Source organism: Bacillus sp. MUM 116 (genome assembly GCF_001866655.1).
Classification (GTDB): domain Bacteria; phylum Bacillota; class Bacilli; order Bacillales; family Cytobacillaceae; genus Neobacillus.
In genome coordinates this window covers 13,710-30,315 of sequence record NZ_MLYR01000017.1, presented here as the reverse complement: position 1 = coordinate 30,315, position 16,606 = coordinate 13,710, and the positions used below count along the sequence as shown (strand labels likewise).

Below are 16,606 nucleotides of genomic sequence, written 5' to 3'. Positions count from 1 at the left end.
TCCAGCTTCCGTGGATGGACACTTTTACCGATTTTTCTTTGTGTTTTGTCCTTTCATCCCACTATGAGGGACATTTTCACAATTGAGTTCCACGGCTTTTGTCCTTCATAAACTATGCTTTCTCCATTTCTTTAACCATTGAATCTAGCTTCCTTACCGTTTTCCAGTTCCTTAATGTTGCTTGAACTCCAAGTTTCGGTAGCTGGGCCGCCAGCTTTGAATCCCGTATACTTTGACGGAAGTATAAGTATACATCCTGCCCTTCAATATGATATTCATCATTCCCCTTATTAAAGTTTTGAAGATAGTTAATCCCTTCATCAGTCGGCATGCCTGCTAAAAAGGCTACATGAACACTTTCTCCTTCGAAAAGATCATCAAGAGAGTAAGGACACTTCTTGATAATCTGTTCCAATTCTGGAGCAGTCCTAAGGACAACTGTGATAGGAAATCCGAACTCTTTCTGGATTGCCTCCTCTATTTTTCGAGTTAGTTCCGCAGCAATCTCTTCCGATTCAAAAAGAGCATTTCCACTTTGAATATAAGTTTTCACATTTTTTAACCCAATCGTTTCCAACATCTTTTTTAAATCGGCCATTTTGATTTTATTATGTCCGCCGACATTGATCCCACGTAATAGAGCGATATAAATCATAAATAAACCTCACTTTTTCAAGATAAGTCGCCATTTTAAACTCTACCCCATACCTCGTCCAATGTTCCTCTAAAAAGCTGATTCAGCATCTCTGTCGGATCTGATATTTCAATATTCAACCCTTTTACGAACCATTCGAGATACTCAATTTCTTTCTGGAGATATTGATTGATTACATCAATTCTTGGTTCTAATTTAAGCTCTTCCCCCGCTATTTTTCTCTTTAATAAAGTGTCAATTTCCTTTCGAAGTGAACCATCTGGGATAATCTTTTCTACTAAGGAATGAAATTCAATCGGCGGAATCGTATTATATTGTTCAATACATTTAGCAGCTAAGATAGGGCGCAGTACGTAAAAATACTTTTTAATTTTAACCTCCTCTGCTTGAAGGTACTCTCGAAAATTACCTTTTGCCATATTCAAATAATGATATAAACATGATGTGGGAGAAAAAATCTGTTCATCTAAGATTCTCATTTTATCAATAGTGGAAAATGACTGGTAATACACGATACTAGATCGAAGCCATTCTAAGAGCGGGGGATTAGATTTGCGAAAGAGTCTTAATGCCTTTGTTAATTCCCAACCGCTTACATCTAACAAGGGATCAATCGGAATCGAAATTGAATCCCTGCTAGGAACCTCAATTACATCTCTTCCTTGGTCAATCGATAAATACCAATTCCTCTTATGGATATAAATAAACCTTACATCATAATCACTGTCATTGGAAGGAAACCCCCATGCCCTGCTTCCCGACTCACAAGCATAAAGAATCTTAATATCATAATCCTTTTCCAAGGTCTCTATTAACTCTTGGATATGTTCTCTCAAAGTAATCACTCCTTTTCATCATACTTCGACCTAATTTCCCTCTCATTTTTCCCAATCAATCGTTTGATTAAAAATGCCATAAACATCTTTAAATAAGAGTTTCCCTGCAATAACGAATAAAAAATTGGTCGAAACTTAAACTAGACTTTGACATTTCATAAAGAGCTATACAAAACGCTGTCAAAATACCACTAATTCTACATCCTCCGACAATACTCAACCTTTTTCCTTATCAACTAAACATTTGATTAATTCTGCCTGAATCCCTTTTACAACAGAGTTTTTTCCTGGGAAATGAAAAGAAGAATGTCGATAATTATTTCGACAAACCCTATAAGAAAAGCGGAAGCGCCCGTTTAGCGCACGACAGGACTGGAGCAAGGCGACTGAGATAAAGGAAACACGAAGAGCGATAGCGCATTCGTGCTTGACTTATCGTAGGGAGGCGAGTGAAGTACACTAGTCGCTGGGCGCTGGAGCTGGACAATTCTCAAAGTCGAATGTTAAACTTTCTCATCTATAAAAATAGCTGGCAGTTGGAATGCTGCCAGCCTTAATCATTATCTTTTTTGTAATTCTTGCTGTAACAATTTATTAACTACCTGAGGATTTGCTTGCCCTTTCGTAGCCTTCATCAGCTGACCAACAAGGAAGCCAACTGCTTTCTGTTTACCATTCTTGAAGTCTTCGATCGACTGTGGATTGGCATCCAATACCTCTGCAATGACTTTCAGCAATGTTCCCTCATCGGAAATTTGCACAAGTCCTTTTTCCTTAACGATTTTTTCCGCATCGCCGCCGTTTTCAATTAACTCTTTGAAAACGGTCTTCGCAATTTTAGAAGAAATCGTACCATTTTCAATCAGTTTAATCATGCTAGCCAAACCTTCTGGAGTTAAGGCAACCTCGTGAAGCTCTTTCCCTTCAGCGTTCAAATAACCAGAAACTTCACCCATAATCCAGTTGGAAGCCATCTTGGCATCTGCACCTGCATTTACGGTAGCTTCGAAGAAATCGGCTGTTTCTTTTATTACCGTAAGAACTTTTGCATCATAGACAGGTAACCCAAGTTCCTCTACATAACGCTTTTGGCGTTGATCAGGAAGCTCTGGGATTTCTACGCGAATCCGTGCCTTCCACTCATCATCAATGTATAGCTCAAGCAAATCCGGTTCTGGGAAGTAACGATAGTCATCCGAACCCTCTTTCACACGCATCAAGAGTGTTGCACCAGTAGCCTCATCAAAGCGGCGTGTTTCCTGATCAATTTTTCCACCTGCGGAAACAACTTCTCTTTGGCGCTTTTCTTCATATTCAAGACCTTTACGGACAAAATTGAATGAGTTCAGGTTTTTCAATTCTGTTTTTGTACCAAATTCCTCTTGTCCCACTGGACGAATCGAAATATTGGCATCACAGCGAAGTGAACCTTCTTCCATTTTACAATCGGAAACGCCTGTGTATTGAATAATCGATTTTAATTTTTCAAGATAGGCATAAGCTTCATCCGGTGTACGGATATCCGGCTCAGAAACGATTTCAACAAGCGGTGTTCCTTGGCGGTTGTAATCGCATAAAGAGTAGCCTTTTTCATGGTTGAGTTTACCGGCATCCTCCTCAAGATGGATTCTGGTAATTCCAATCTTTTTCGTATAGCCATTGACTTCAATTTCAATCCAGCCATGCTCGCCAATCGGCTGGTCAAACTGTGAAATTTGATAGGCCTTTGGATTGTCCGGATAAAAATAGTTTTTTCGGTCAAATTTTGTATGGGTCGCAACCTCACAATTCAAAGCCATGGCTGCTTTCATCCCAAAATCGACTGCCTTTTTATTAAGCACTGGCAGAACTCCCGGATAACCGAGATCAATTACACTTGTATTTGTATTCGGCTCAGCCCCAAAATGATTTGGGCTTGCCGAAAAGATTTTGGAGTCAGTTTTTAATTCAACATGGACTTCTAGTCCAATCACTGTTTCAAATTCCATTCTTTCCACCCCCTACAGTCCTGGCTTCTGTTTATGAAAGTCTGTTGCCTGCTCAAATGCATGAGCTACACGATAAACCGTTGCTTCATCAAAGTGTTTACCAATGATTTGCAAGCCAAGCGGCAGACCGCCGTCAAAGCCGCACGGTACAGAAATGCCAGGTACCCCTGCCAAGTTAACAGGGATTGTTAAAATATCGTTAACATACATTGTTAATGGATCATCGATTTTTTCGCCAATTTTAAACGCTGGAGTTGGTGTGGTTGGACCGACGATCACATCATATTTTTCAAAAACATCTTCAAAGTCTTTCTTAATTAACGTCCGAGCTTGCTGCGCTTTTTTATAATAAGCATCGTAATAACCTGAGCTCAACGCAAAGGTTCCAAGCATAATCCGGCGTTTAACCTCGTCACCGAAGCCCTCTGCTCTTGTCTTTTTATATAAATCCATTAAATTCTCAGCATCCGGTGTTCGGTATCCGTAACGAACCCCATCAAAGCGAGCCAAGTTCGCTGAAGCTTCTGACGAAGAAAGCAAATAATAGGTTGCAAGCGCATATTTAGAATGTGGCAGTGATACTTCTTCCCAAACAGCTCCTAAACCTTCAAGAACCTTTAATGCATCTAAAACCGATTGACGGACTGATTCATTGACACCTTCACCAAGGTATTCTTTTGGTACAGCAATTCGTAAGCCTTTTATATCACCTGTTAATGCATCAGTGAAGTTTGGAACATCCACATTCGCAGAAGTTGAGTCCATTGGGTCTAAGCCTGAAATGGCTTGTAATAAATATGCATTATCCTCAACCGTTCTTGTGATTGGACCAATTTGATCAAGTGATGATGCAAATGCTACTAACCCAAAGCGTGATACACGGCCATAGGTTGGCTTTAAGCCGACAACACCACAAAATGATGCCGGTTGACGGATGGAACCGCCTGTATCAGAGCCAAGGGAAAATAAAACTTCACCAGCTGCCACGGAAGCCGCAGAACCGCCGGAAGATCCGCCTGGAACAGTTTCCAAGTTCCAAGGATTGCGTGTCTTTTTATAAGCAGAGTTTTCGTTTGATGAACCCATGGCAAACTCGTCCATGTTTAATTTACCAATGGTCACGGTTTCCGCCTTTTGCAGCTTTTGTACCACTTTCGCATCGTAAATAGGATCAAAGTTTTCAAGAATTTTACTTGCACAGGTTGTTCTTAATCCCTTTGTGACAATGTTATCCTTCACACCGATAGGCATTCCAAAAAGCAGACCCTCTGCTGTGCCTGCGTTTAGTTTTTCATCTAGAGTATTTGCTGTTTGCCTGGCACGTTCTTCGTCCAGTGTCAAGAAGGCCTGTACTTTGTCTTCTACCTCATTGATGCGTTTATACGATTCATCTACAAGGTCTGAGACTTTCAGTTCTTTTTTATGTAATAGTTCATGAAGATCTGAAACTTTATAATCAAATAAACCCACTATTTTTGCACTCCTTATTCTCCCAAAATTGAAGGTACTTTAATTTGGCCATCTTTATGTGCCGGTGCATTTTTAAGTACCTCTTCACGCGGCAGCCCTTTTTGCGGGATGTCTTCACGCAGCACATTTTTCATATCTAAAACATGATAGGTTGGTTTCACATTTTCTGTGTTCAGTTCATTTAACTGTTCTGCAAAGGTAATAATCGCGTCAAGCTGTTTTGTAAACTTTTCTGCTTCCTCTTCCGTGATGGCAAGCCGTGCCAGATTTGCAACATGCTTCACCTGCTCACTTGAAATTCGTGACATATATTTTGAACCTCCTGCTTAAGTTTAACAATGTTATTTTACTATTGATAATACCAAACTTTTCTGCGTTATCGCAATGATTCCTCATCAGTATTGGCAATAGTTTTTACTTTTAATTTAATATTTTTTGAAAAATAAAATTATCTTTCCGTATAATGGTAGTATTGGGAATAGAGGGGATGCCTTAGGAGATTTTCATTTATAAAGTGGAGGTACCTAATCAATTCTATCAACCTTTTTATTAAACCAGTGAACATATCCGCATCTATGACATGTCAAGACAGTTGCTGAACGATTGGCAAAATCAAGCTTAAAAAAGGTGGCTACTGCCGTATTCAATTGAGCATATCCATGTTCAAAGCGGTCATGTTGACAATGAATACATGTAACATTAATTCCATTTACACGATATTGACCAGGTCCCATTGATTGTTTAATATTTTTTGCAAATATTTTAAAGAAGTTTTTTGAACCTTTTGCCACAATAACTCCTCCATTTCTATAATAGCTCAAACTATTGATACCTTTCTCCATTCTGATATTCTCGATGCTGGGTTGAGCCTTCAACGGCCCACTTTAATAGACTTGTTCTTTCAAAATACTGTTTTCCATTTACAACTACATAGGGGAGCATCGTGCCATCAAATACACCAGTTTCTGCCATACTCTTTTTTTCAGCAGAAATAATCATTTTCAATTCTTCCTTAGATAAACCAAGTAATTTAGAAGCTTCATCGATATTAATCAAAACTGCATTCTTATCATCATTCGTCGCTGCCTTCGAAACATTTGTATCCTGAAAAGGTTTGAATGTAATGATCAAACATCCAATTACAATTCCTAACGACAAAATAATCGAAGCTGCCAAAATTGTTTTATTGCTATTCAAAAAATCACTCTCCTTTTCCATCCTTTTCTCACATAAAATGTTACCATATCTTATAAGTTCTGTGTAAAATACCCATTCGACTATTTCAAAGACTAGTTGAATACTAGGGGGCGAGGTTTTGCGAAAATACATTTTATTAATTTGTTCGCTGTTCATGATTTTTATTTCACTTTTTAGTTTTTATAAAATGAATACGCCGATGTCTGGGCCTGTTGGAAATGGAACTGTGAATATACTAAGTTGGTGTCCAGTCATTTCTATTTTGATTGGAGGGATTTGCTTTTTATTCTTAAGTATTTTGATGTTTATAAAGGCTCTTTTCGTAAACTTTGTTGCTTTTGGACCTTAATAAGGGTCATTTACTAAATTTCTAGGCAATTTTCGCAAATGTTCTTACGAAAAGATGCCACGAAGCATTTTGTTATACGGGTTGAAGAACTTATACGAAAAACAACAATCTATGCGAAAATTGCCTTTATAAAAGAGCGTAAGAATTAACGTCAAATTCCGGCATTATTTTTAAATCGTTTTAGTGCAAAACCCCCTATAAATAAGGCCCCATAACCTTTTCACTCAAACGTTTGGTTAAACTTGAAATCAGTCGGCTTATGTCGCTAAAGGGCAAATTTTGTTTCCAATAAAATGTTCTCCCATATTCCTGCCTAACATTTTAATTTGGGACGCTATGGGGTTATAATATATAAGTAAAAATTGAAATTGGAGAGGTAAGTGAATGAAAAAAAGACGGAAAAAGAAAACCCGTGTGATTACCCTCCTGTTTATGCTCTGTTTTGCCTTTATTCTTATCAGTAAATTTGTGGAAGGCAATCCCTCTGATATTCTAAACCTAAACAAGTCCTTTACGAATGTTAAAAAATATGAACCTTTAATTCACGATGAATTAAAACAATACCATATGGAAAAATACACTCCGGTTCTCGTTGCCTTAATGCAGCAGGAAAGCCGTGGTAAAGGCGGTGACCCAATGCAGGCCTCTGAATCGGCAGGACTAGCTCGAAATACGATTCAGGATCCTAAGGAAAGTATCCGCGTCGGGGTAAAACATTTTCGTCGGGCTGTCATATATGGAAAACAAAGAAAAGTAGATTTTCCAACCATCATCCAAGCATATAACATGGGGACAGGGTATATCGACTATGTCGCCGAGCACGGCGGCAGGCACAGTGAGGAATTAGCGAAAAAATTCTCTTTACAGCAGGTTGAAAAAAATCCAACCATCTATAATTGTGGCGGAAACAAGTTTAATTTCCGTTATCCTTATTGTTATGGTGATTATACGTACAGTACGAAGGTATCAAGAAATATCCAATCATTGGCTGAAAGCGTTCCGGCTTCCGGCAGCCAAAAGTCGTTAAATTTTTAAAATCTGGGAGGTTTAGCATGGCGGAGCATCGATTTCTTTTAAAAGCAAACTGGCCAGGATTACGAAATGATGTAGGGGAAATTGAGGCAGGAAACTTAAAAACAAAAATCTCGATTCCTCCTGAAATGGATGGCCCAGGCGTTGGCACCAATCCTGATGAAATGCTGCTAGGAGCAGCTGCAACCTGTTACATTATCACTTTGGCAGCGATGATGGAGCGCAGCCATTTGGACAAAGTGAGTTTGACCATGGATTCAGAAGCAATTGTCGATGTGACCAATGGGGTTTTTACCTATAAAAAAATTATTCATCGTCCCTATATCGTGTTACGTACTGATGCTTCTAAAAAGGACATTTCACTTGCGCAAAAGCTCGCTAAAAAAGCTGAAACCTCTTGTATGATTAGTCGGGCAATAAAGGGAAATGTTGAATTGGAATTGCAGGCATTGGTGGAAAAAGCATCCGATGGACAGGATTAATAATTAAATTTCTCCTTTTTTATCTCCCGCCATCCGACATCTTTTTCATAAAAATGTATGGTAAATCCCTTCATAATGGCTTTTTCAGCACTATTAATCAAACGATTGGTTAGACAGAAAACTTATCGGAATCTGCCGAGAAAGGTATTTTAATAGCAAAAAAGCGCCGGTTTCATCCAAGCGCTATTTTCGCTTAAAGAGCTTTGCAAAAAGGCTCTTTTTCTTTTTCACATCAAATTGAATCGGTGCATTTTTGGTAATATAGATTTCTTCTTTGTCAATTGCGTGGTCCAATGCTAAAACCAGCCCAATCTCTGTACCATGATCCTTGTTGGTTACAATGGTATGCTCGATTTTATATTTTGCTGCCAGTTTTACATACTTTGATAATTGACCATAGTTCATGGTTCCATTCAAAAATAAATGCGCATGTGGACTCTTCTTCATTTCCTGTTCAACTTGGGGATAGATTTTAACTTCGCCAACTTGGCCTTTCTTAAGAGCTATAATTATCCGCTCACGTAACGTTCCTAAAAATTTTCGCCTTTCTTCCGGCTTGGTTTCCAGGGGGCCGTAGATTCCCTGTTGCAGTACCTCGTCAACAGTCGGCTTTTTCAAAACAAATCAACTCCATTATAAGGCTACTTATCATTATGATGGGACAGGGAAAAAGGTTCCAGAATAAACATTCATCCAAAAGTCTCTTATATCAGTTGTTTCCAGGTTTACCCCTCAGTTTTGGCGCTTTACCTTCCAGTTTTATGCATTTACCCTCTGGTTCCGTCCCTCTACCCTCTACTTTAACCAAAATACTTTCCACTTCCAATTAATCATCCTAATAATCCTCATAACCACGTAAAAAATCCCTCCCCCCACACCCGGGGAGAAGGATCCGCTGTTTATTTTTCTGATGAACTAAATTGCTCTTCCTCCGTTGAACCCTTCAACGCTGTTGTAGACGAGGTTCCACCTGTGATGACCATCGATACTTGATCAAAGTAACCAGTACCAACTTCACGTTGGTGACGTGTCGCTGTATAACCATATTCCTCACTGGCAAATTCCGCTTCCTGCAATTCAGAATATGCTGCCATACCGCGCTCCTTATAGCCGCGGGAAAGTTCGAACATGCTGTGGTTAAGAGCATGGAAGCCAGCAAGAGTAACGAATTGGAACTTGTAGCCCATTTTTCCAAGCTCCTGTTGGAATTTTGCAATCGTTTCTGGATCAAGTTTCTTTTTCCAGTTAAAGGATGGTGAGCAGTTATAGGCTAGTAGTTTGCCAGGGAACTGTTCATGGACGGCTTCGGCAAACTTTCTTGCCTCCTCTACATTTGGTTCAGAAGTTTCACACCAGATCAGATCCGCATATGGTGCGTAAGCCAAGCCACGGGCAATCGCTTGATCAATTCCTGCTTTGGTCCGGAAGAAACCTTCAGGAGTCCGTTCACCTGTAATAAATGGCGCATCATTCATATCGATATCACTGGTGATCAAATCGGCAGCATTCGCATCTGTACGGGCAACCAGCACGGTTGGAACACCCATTACATCGGCAGCAAGTCTAGCAGCAATCAAATTGCGGACAGCGGTTTGAGTTGGCAGCAAAACCTTACCGCCCAAGTGACCGCATTTTTTCTCAGAAGAAAGCTGATCCTCAAAGTGTACACCAGATGCACCTGCTTCAATCATACCTTTCATTAATTCAAAGCAGTTTAATTGTCCACCAAATCCTGCTTCCGCATCGGCAACAATTGGGGCAAACCAATCGATCGAATTGTCACCTTCAGAATGGTGAATTTGATCCGCACGTTGAAGCGCTTGGTTAATCCGTTTTACTACACTTGGTACACTGTTTGCAGGGTACAAACTTTGATCCGGGTACATATGTCCGGAAAGGTTGGCGTCAGCCGCAACCTGCCAGCCGCTAAGGTAAATCGCTTTAAGTCCTGCTTTTACTTGTTGAACCGCCTGATTTCCTGTTAGTGCTCCAAGAGCATTGATATAATCTTCTTCGTTTAATAGCTTCCAAAGCTTTTCTGCACCTTTTTTTGCTAAAGTATGTTCGATATCAATCGAACCGCGAAGTTTAATTACATCCTCTGCAGAATACGGTCTTGTAATTCCCTTCCAACGGCTATCCATTTCCCAGCTTTCTTGTAACCCAGCGATTCTTTCATTTGTCATGTTAATTTCCTCCCTATAAATCTATTAGAATATTTTTTTAAACTTTCTATAACAGCTTGTAACCTGGTAAGGTTAGAAACTCAGCAAACTCATCATTTTGAATCATTTGGTCAAACAATTCTACAGCTTCAGCAAACCTTCCATTTTCATAGGCCTCTACGCCAATTTCCTGCTTAATTTTTTCCAACTCCTCGGCCTTAAACGCTTGATACATTTCAGTCGTAACCTTGCGGCCGTCCGTTAACACGCCTTTCGGATGGCGAATCCATTGCCAAAGCTGTGCCCGTGAGATTTCAGCTGTTGCTGCGTCTTCCATAAGATTGTGGATGGGTGCAGCTCCTCTTCCATCTAACCACGATGCAATATATTGAATTCCAACATTAATGTTGAGACGAACACCTTCTTCAGTAATCGTCCCACTTGGTGCTTCAAGTAAGTCTTGCGCCGTAACCGTGATGTGCTGCTGCTTTGTTGTATTGATTTGATTGGACGTCGGCATTTCACGGTTAAATACTTCTAACGCAACCGGTACCAGCCCAGGGTGGGCAACCCATGTCCCGTCATGGCCATCACGTGCTTCCCGTTCTTTATCGGCACGAACCTTGGCAAAAGCTTCTTCATTTGCCTGCGGGTTATTACGAATTGGAATTTGCGCAGCCATTCCGCCCATTGCCGGTGCTTTCCGACGATGACAAGTTTGAATGGTCAACAGCGAGTATGACCTCATAAATGGAACTGTCATCGTTACTTGGGAGCGATCTGGGAGGATGACATCCTTTTGATTGCGCAATTTTTTCAAATAACTGAAGATATAATCCCATCTGCCACAATTTAAGCCGGCAGAGTGGTCCTTTAACTCATATAAAATCTCGTTCATTTCAAAAGCAGCCATGATCGTTTCAATTAGAACTGTTGCTTTAATCGTTCCTTGCGGGATCCCCAGTTTATCCTGCGCGAGGATAAAGACATCATTCCAAAGCCGCGCTTCTAAATGACTTTCAAGCTTTGGCAGGTAAAAATAAGGACCCGTTCCTCTTTCAAGCAAATTGTTTACATTATGGAAAAAGTACAATCCAAAATCGAAAAGGCTGCCGGAAATTGGTTTTCCGTCAAGTAACACATTTTTTTCTTCTAAATGTAACCCACGCGGCCTGACAAGTAATACAGCTGTTTTTTCATGCAGCACGTATCTTTTACCGTTAGGATTTTCAAAAGAAATCGTCCGATTTACTGCATCTCTCAAGTTGATTTGTCCTTCGACGATATTCTCCCATGCCGGTGAAGTGGCATCTTCAAAATCGGCCATAAAGATTTTTGCACCGGAATTCAGAGCGTTAATGACCATTTTTCGATCGGTCGGTCCGGTAATTTCTACCCTGCGGTCCTGAAGGTCTTGTGGAAGTGGAGCAATTGTCCATTCTCCGTTTCGGATATGCTTCGTTTCAGGCAGGAAGTTCGGAAGCTTTCCGTTGTTAATTTCCTCCTGCTGTTTCTTTCTGTTTTGTAACAGTTCAATTCTTCTTTCTCCGAATTTCCGCTCCAACTCTTCAATGAAATTTAAAGCCTCCGATGTCAAAACCTCATCATACTGGGCTCCAACAGCACCTAACACTTCAATACCAGTCGTTTGCGTCGACATGAACTTGATCACCTCTTTGTTATAATACAGTAACTTGCCTCGTTTTGTATTATATAACACAAAAAATAAAAATGGAACTATTTTTCTGAAAATTTTTAAAAAAAAGTTAAAATAATACTAAAGTTGTATTTTTATCTAAAAAAATGTTAAAAGGCTGTTGGAATATTTCCGACAGCCTAAAATTTCTTACATTATCCGCTCATATTTCTCTTTCGCTAATATATACAGCGCACTTCCCCAGCCTAATGGCGTGTTGGAATTATAGTTTGGTGATTTTGCAAAATAAAGTTCCGGTAAACTGCCATCACTCAGCATAACCTTTTCTGTCCATTGAATATAAGCATTTGCCTTATTCAAATCGCCTAATTCTAAATGGCATAGGGCCAGCCATGGGAGTCCAAATGTCCATTCCGCTTCCGTACCAAAGTAAAAGGATAACGAATAATGCCGTCCTTCATCCTCCAAAAGGGAATAATAGGAATCACCCTGATAGCGGATCACACCCCGATCGCGCAAAAGATTGGTTTCAATCTGCTCGACTATCCAATTCGCTTCTTTTCCAGTGAACACACTGTATGGATAAATTAAACTCATCTGCGCCAAGTCAAAGGGACGGTCTGTGCTTTCACGCGGGAAAAGAACAGATAAAGTTTGTTCCCCTTTTTCAATCCATTCTCCCGGAACGAATACCAGATTTTGAACAGACTTAAGCCCTGCTACACAGGCACCAACAGAACTTGAATGGACTTCACGCCATTCCTCCCACATCCCATTATCCGCATCATTCCAATAATGTACACAGCCTAAATATCCAACAAGCTTTTGAACTATTTCATGATCTTTACCATCACGGATGATTTTTTTCCCTCGCTTCTCCCCCATTCCAATTCCCCAAAGAATCGCTCCAATGGCATCATGCTGTGCATGTCCCCATGGTGTATCGATTTCCCTTACATCATCGGCTGAATAGCGGGAATGAATGTATTCCCATTGCTCAATGGGTCTTTGCCGGTTATGGATATCCAATTTCCACTCATATTCTCTAAATAAATCTAAAATCCGATGATAGGTCATTTCGTAGAGACCATCGTTCTTTTCCAAATACGGCAATGACATGTAAAAAGAATCCCGCAGCCAAACATAGTGATAATCATTTGAAGCGGAGGCTAAATATAGCCCATGAGGCAAACGTAACTGATCCAAAATTTGATAGCTATTTATTACATTTTCGTTCATCTTCCACCCTCAACTTTTTCTTTTTACCCTCCTTTTTGTCCCGTTTCTTTATTTTTTAAACACAAAAAAAGCGGGTAGATACCCGCTTAAACCGTCTCATTATATATTTTTCGAAAGTCTTCTTCACGATTGTCACTTTTTAAAAATTCTTGGCTGACAATTGCCGTCAATAGCTTTCTTTTTAAAAAAGGGTCTGTTACTTCATGCAAAATCCGCTGACGCACCGTATAAAGAAATTCAAGATACTCCTCATATGATTCATCAAACTGCTTCTCAAGCTCCGACCGGATGCGGCTTGCCAAAATCGGGCTCGCCCCGCCTGTTGACACGGCTATATTCAACCGGCCGCGTTGAACGGTTGCCGGAACATGAAAATCTGAGGCCTCTGGGTCATCCGCAATGGTTACAAGCTGATGGGGACCTGCTGCTGTTATCACCCTTTGATTGATTTCGGTATCGTTTGTCGCAGCGAAAACTAATGCCGCCCCGGATAGGTCGTCTGCAGAAAATCCCCTGCACTTCCATAGGAGTACACCATCATCAGCCAGTTTTTGGACGGCCTTGGTCACTTCTGGGCTAATTACGGTAATCTCCGCCCCTGTGTCAAGTAATCCTAAAACCTTCCGCTCGGCCACCTTGCCGCCGCCAACCACGACTACCTTTTTCCCTTCCAATTTCAGCATTACTGGATAATTTGTCTTCATGTACTCGCCTCGCAAGCCCGTAGAATTAAGCGGCAATTTTTACGAACGGAACTCTACGCCAATATTCTCAATCAAATACTCAATCAAAGCTGCTTTTGTTGCCTTAACCGGCATCTGGGCATCCATCAGCCCTGCTCCCCTGGCAGCTGCCATGGTTTGCTTTCCCATGCAAACCACTAGCGAGTTTCTTACATATTCCTCTATAGAAATGCCACATTTCCTCAATGCCTCAAGAAATGGTTCTACAGATGCGCTGCATGGAAAAATCATGGTATCGATCTGAGCTTCCCCAAGCATACGGTTAAAGATCGGCATGAACTGCCAATCTATTTCTTTTTGACTTGTCACCATAACATCATATAATTCGTAATTCTCCATATTTTTCAGGACACTGTTATCGCCGACAATCAAGAGACTTCCCGAACCGGGCATTTCATCTGCTAAACTTGCAGTAACCCCCCGATCATTCAAGGCCTTAATCGTTTTGAAAGAAGGACCGTAAAACTTGGCCTTGATATGGCGGATATCAATTTGATTGTCAATTAATGCTTCAAAAAACTCCGCAACACTTTCCGGCTGGGCAAACAAAATCTTATCATAAACTGCTACTTTTTCTAAATCAATATGAACCAATGTCTTTTTCCATTTTGGAAATTCAATGACATCTGCTCCCAGATCCATTAATTCTTTTGCTAATTCACTTGGACCATTGCTTGTCCGAGCTAACAGAATTTGCCGGCCATACAATGACTTTTTTTCAAACCAGCTGAGTTTTTCCCGGAGAGAAATCACATCACCGACAAGTATAATAGATGGATTACGAAACATGGCAGCAGCTGCCTTCTGAGCTATATCTGCCAATGTCCCCTGCAAAGTCTTCTGCCTGCCAAATGTGCCCCATTGAATTAATATAACCGGTGTAGAAGATGGTTTACCGTTTGCAATCAGATTTTCACAAATATACGGCAAATTACCAACTCCCATATAAAAAGCAATCGTATCAATGCCGCGGGCCAGTCCCTCCCAGTCAAGAGCAGGATTCCCGCCCTTTGACTTATCATGGGCCGTTATTACAGCGAATGACTCCCCATATTCCCTGTGTGTAACAGGGATTCCTGCATAAAGGGGAGCAGCAATCCCTGAGGTTATTCCGGGAATGATTTCAAATGATATCTGATTATGGGCTAGAGAAGCTGCTTCTTCACCAACTCGGCCAAAAACCCCCGGGTCACCGCCTTTTAAACGGACCACTCTCTTGCCTTCTAACGCTTTCGCAACTAAGAGTTCGTTAATACTATCTTGCCGTAAAATATGCCGGTCGGGCAATTTTCCGCAATAAATGAACTCACAATCTGCCGGAGCATTTTCCAATAGCTTCGGATTGGCTAGACGATCATATAAAATTACTTCAGCTTGTTTAATCGCTTCCAAGCCTTTTACAGTAATTAAGCCAACATCTATCGGGCCAGCGCCAACTAAAAAGACTTTTCCTTTTTTCATCTTGCTGCCTCCTTCTCCCTTCAAATCTATAAAACATCTATTTTAATAAAAAATCCCTTTTCTTTCTCTAAGATTCGAATAATGTGCTACAGGGATATGGTGATTGTTCTTAGCATTTTACTTCACTCCCTGCCCTAATTGAAAGTCTAATATAACGTTTTTTTAATTTTCCCTTTATTTTAACATGATTTAAAATCTTTCTATAACTATATTGTAATCATTGTTTTTATATAAAATTGTGGGATTTTTACTTAACCCCCCTTTATGTGAACTATTTCACATTTTTCTCATATGAAAAGGTGCTCCCCTTTTGGGAACACCCATTACTTTTTATGCTGGCTGTTTTCTTTTTGGCCGAATGGGCAGTTTTATAATTTGGGAAGCAAGGAATGGAACAATAAGCCCGATGAGTGCAACAGGTATCGCTTCCCACCATACCAGCGGAGGCGTAATTAACAGGCCTAAACGGTTAATGGCAAACAGGGAAAGGAAATAAAAGAGTCCGCCTGTAATCCCGGCAAGCCAGCCATCCCTCTTAAACACTACATAAAAAATCGGGATAAATAAAATCGTTACCGGAACATAGGATGTAGGATAATGAACGAAGACGAAGACCGTTTTAAAGATAAAACGAATTAAAATATAAAGCGCTGCTGCCATGACCGGAATGGCATGGTCGCGGCAAAGTTTGTTAACAATGACGGTAAACATGGCTACCATCAATACCGAGTATAGCGGATATACCCATTGGGGGATTCCCCCAAAGATTTGTGATGCCGGGTCAGAAATCAACTGAAGAATTTCTTTTGAGGCGATGGAACGTCCATGAATATATTGTTCATAAGAAATTGCACCATTTTCCTGCTGCATATTCGGGAACAATAAACATTCCAGCAAAAACATTGCAAACCAAGTATGCAACGACTTCCATCTTGGCATTTGATCTTGAGTGTACTTAAAATAGCCCCGCCAAACACCGATAATCATAATATCGGTCGATATATAGTAAATAAAATGGGTAGGACTCCATGTTGTTAAATCAATTCCATAAGCGATATGGTAACTAAAATCTAATGGAATACCTATTAAAAATAATACATACCCAATCGTTACCAGGTTCCGTGAAAATCGATCCATATAATGAAGCTTGCGCCACTCTTTAAATAACAAAAATGCGCCAATCGCAAAGCCGAAAAAATTGACAATATGCGGAATCGAATATTCCTCAAATAAATATTTAAAATGGTAAGAGGCGTCCCAGGCTGAGCCAATAAATTTTAATAAGAAAGCAACAACCCAAATTCGATAATATTTCAAAAATTCAACCTCCTC

General features: G+C 40.3%; 16 protein-coding genes. 2 read left to right on the top strand and 14 right to left on the bottom strand.

Features of this window, described 5'->3' with window-relative positions; genetic code table 11:
• Positions 1-112: 112 nt before the first annotated feature.
• From BIV60_RS04090 to BIV60_RS04060, 7 genes are all read right to left on the bottom strand, one after another.
• Positions 113-655 (bottom strand): DUF1697 domain-containing protein, encoded by a 543-nt coding sequence (locus BIV60_RS04090; protein ID WP_071354446.1) that lies wholly within the window; start codon positions 653-655, stop codon positions 113-115.
• Between the two features lie 35 nt (positions 656-690).
• Positions 691-1,491 carry a nucleotidyltransferase domain-containing protein gene (locus BIV60_RS04085; protein ID WP_071354445.1) on the bottom strand — a complete coding sequence of 267 codons (801 nt, stop codon included), beginning with the start codon at positions 1,489-1,491 and terminating at the stop codon, positions 691-693.
• A 560-nt stretch (positions 1,492-2,051) separates the two neighbouring features.
• Positions 2,052-3,479, bottom strand: coding sequence for an Asp-tRNA(Asn)/Glu-tRNA(Gln) amidotransferase subunit GatB (gene gatB, locus BIV60_RS04080; protein WP_071354444.1), 1,428 nt, complete (start codon positions 3,477-3,479; stop codon positions 2,052-2,054).
• Between the two features lie 12 nt (positions 3,480-3,491).
• Positions 3,492-4,949, bottom strand: coding sequence for an Asp-tRNA(Asn)/Glu-tRNA(Gln) amidotransferase subunit GatA (gene gatA / locus BIV60_RS04075; RefSeq protein WP_071354443.1), 1,458 nt, complete (start codon positions 4,947-4,949; stop codon positions 3,492-3,494).
• A 14-nt stretch (positions 4,950-4,963) separates the two neighbouring features.
• Complete coding sequence (gatC, locus tag BIV60_RS04070; RefSeq protein WP_071354442.1) at positions 4,964-5,257, bottom strand: Asp-tRNA(Asn)/Glu-tRNA(Gln) amidotransferase subunit GatC; 294 nt, start codon at positions 5,255-5,257, stop codon at positions 4,964-4,966.
• 216 nt (positions 5,258-5,473) lie between these two features.
• Positions 5,474-5,740, bottom strand: a complete 267-nt coding sequence (locus tag BIV60_RS04065) for a zinc ribbon domain-containing protein (RefSeq protein WP_218145918.1) — start codon at positions 5,738-5,740, stop codon at positions 5,474-5,476.
• Between the two features lie 31 nt (positions 5,741-5,771).
• On the bottom strand, positions 5,772-6,146 hold the full coding sequence (locus tag BIV60_RS04060) for a hypothetical protein (RefSeq protein ID WP_071354441.1): 375 nt from the start codon (positions 6,144-6,146) through the stop codon (positions 5,772-5,774).
• Between the two features lie 733 nt (positions 6,147-6,879).
• On the opposite strand from BIV60_RS04060, the gene BIV60_RS04050 reads away from it, so the two are divergent.
• Both BIV60_RS04050 and BIV60_RS04045 read left to right on the top strand, forming a co-directional pair.
• On the top strand, positions 6,880-7,530 hold the full coding sequence (locus BIV60_RS04050) for a lysozyme family protein (protein WP_071354439.1): 651 nt from the start codon (positions 6,880-6,882) through the stop codon (positions 7,528-7,530).
• 17 nt (positions 7,531-7,547) lie between these two features.
• The gene (locus tag BIV60_RS04045; RefSeq protein ID WP_071354438.1) at positions 7,548-8,009 is read left to right on the top strand and encodes an OsmC family protein; all 462 of its coding nucleotides are present in this window, start codon (positions 7,548-7,550) and stop codon (positions 8,007-8,009) included.
• 183 nt (positions 8,010-8,192) lie between these two features.
• On the opposite strand, the gene BIV60_RS04040 is transcribed toward BIV60_RS04045, so the two are convergent.
• The 7 genes from BIV60_RS04040 to BIV60_RS04010 all read right to left on the bottom strand — a co-directional run bounded on the left by BIV60_RS04040 (position 8,193) and on the right by BIV60_RS04010 (position 16,591).
• Positions 8,193-8,627 (bottom strand): YueI family protein, encoded by a 435-nt coding sequence (locus BIV60_RS04040; protein WP_071354437.1) that lies wholly within the window; start codon positions 8,625-8,627, stop codon positions 8,193-8,195.
• Positions 8,628-8,908: 281 nt separating this feature from the next.
• Positions 8,909-10,195 (bottom strand): isocitrate lyase, encoded by a 1,287-nt coding sequence (gene aceA / locus BIV60_RS04035; RefSeq protein ID WP_071354436.1) that lies wholly within the window; start codon positions 10,193-10,195, stop codon positions 8,909-8,911.
• Between the two features lie 46 nt (positions 10,196-10,241).
• The gene (gene aceB, locus BIV60_RS04030) at positions 10,242-11,834 is read right to left on the bottom strand and encodes a malate synthase A (protein WP_071354435.1); all 1,593 of its coding nucleotides are present in this window, start codon (positions 11,832-11,834) and stop codon (positions 10,242-10,244) included.
• A 186-nt stretch (positions 11,835-12,020) separates the two neighbouring features.
• Positions 12,021-13,070 (bottom strand): glycoside hydrolase family 15 protein, encoded by a 1,050-nt coding sequence (locus tag BIV60_RS04025; RefSeq protein ID WP_071354434.1) that lies wholly within the window; start codon positions 13,068-13,070, stop codon positions 12,021-12,023.
• Between the two features lie 86 nt (positions 13,071-13,156).
• Positions 13,157-13,774 (bottom strand): NAD(P)-binding protein, encoded by a 618-nt coding sequence (locus tag BIV60_RS04020; RefSeq protein ID WP_071354433.1) that lies wholly within the window; start codon positions 13,772-13,774, stop codon positions 13,157-13,159.
• A 39-nt stretch (positions 13,775-13,813) separates the two neighbouring features.
• Positions 13,814-15,274, bottom strand: a complete 1,461-nt coding sequence (gene cobA, locus BIV60_RS04015) for a uroporphyrinogen-III C-methyltransferase (protein ID WP_071354432.1) — start codon at positions 15,272-15,274, stop codon at positions 13,814-13,816.
• Positions 15,275-15,604: 330 nt separating this feature from the next.
• Positions 15,605-16,591 (bottom strand): hypothetical protein, encoded by a 987-nt coding sequence (locus BIV60_RS04010; protein WP_071354431.1) that lies wholly within the window; start codon positions 16,589-16,591, stop codon positions 15,605-15,607.
• Positions 16,592-16,606 lie beyond the last annotated feature (15 nt).

Coding starts and splice junctions, on each gene's coding strand:
- cobA (WP_071354432.1), bottom strand. CDS start 15,274: ATGAAAAAAGGAAAAGTCTTTTTAGTTGGCGCTGGCCCGATAGATGTT.
- gatC (WP_071354442.1), bottom strand. CDS start 5,257: ATGTCACGAATTTCAAGTGAGCAGGTGAAGCATGTTGCAAATCTGGCA.
- gatB (WP_071354444.1), bottom strand. CDS start 3,479: ATGGAATTTGAAACAGTGATTGGACTAGAAGTCCATGTTGAATTAAAA.
- BIV60_RS04050 (WP_071354439.1), top strand. CDS start 6,880: ATGAAAAAAAGACGGAAAAAGAAAACCCGTGTGATTACCCTCCTGTTT.
- BIV60_RS04045 (WP_071354438.1), top strand. CDS start 7,548: ATGGCGGAGCATCGATTTCTTTTAAAAGCAAACTGGCCAGGATTACGA.
- BIV60_RS04090 (WP_071354446.1), bottom strand. CDS start 655: ATGATTTATATCGCTCTATTACGTGGGATCAATGTCGGCGGACATAAT.
- aceA (WP_071354436.1), bottom strand. CDS start 10,195: ATGACAAATGAAAGAATCGCTGGGTTACAAGAAAGCTGGGAAATGGAT.
- BIV60_RS04020 (WP_071354433.1), bottom strand. CDS start 13,774: ATGAAGACAAATTATCCAGTAATGCTGAAATTGGAAGGGAAAAAGGTA.
- aceB (WP_071354435.1), bottom strand. CDS start 11,834: ATGTCGACGCAAACGACTGGTATTGAAGTGTTAGGTGCTGTTGGAGCC.
- BIV60_RS04025 (WP_071354434.1), bottom strand. CDS start 13,070: ATGAACGAAAATGTAATAAATAGCTATCAAATTTTGGATCAGTTACGT.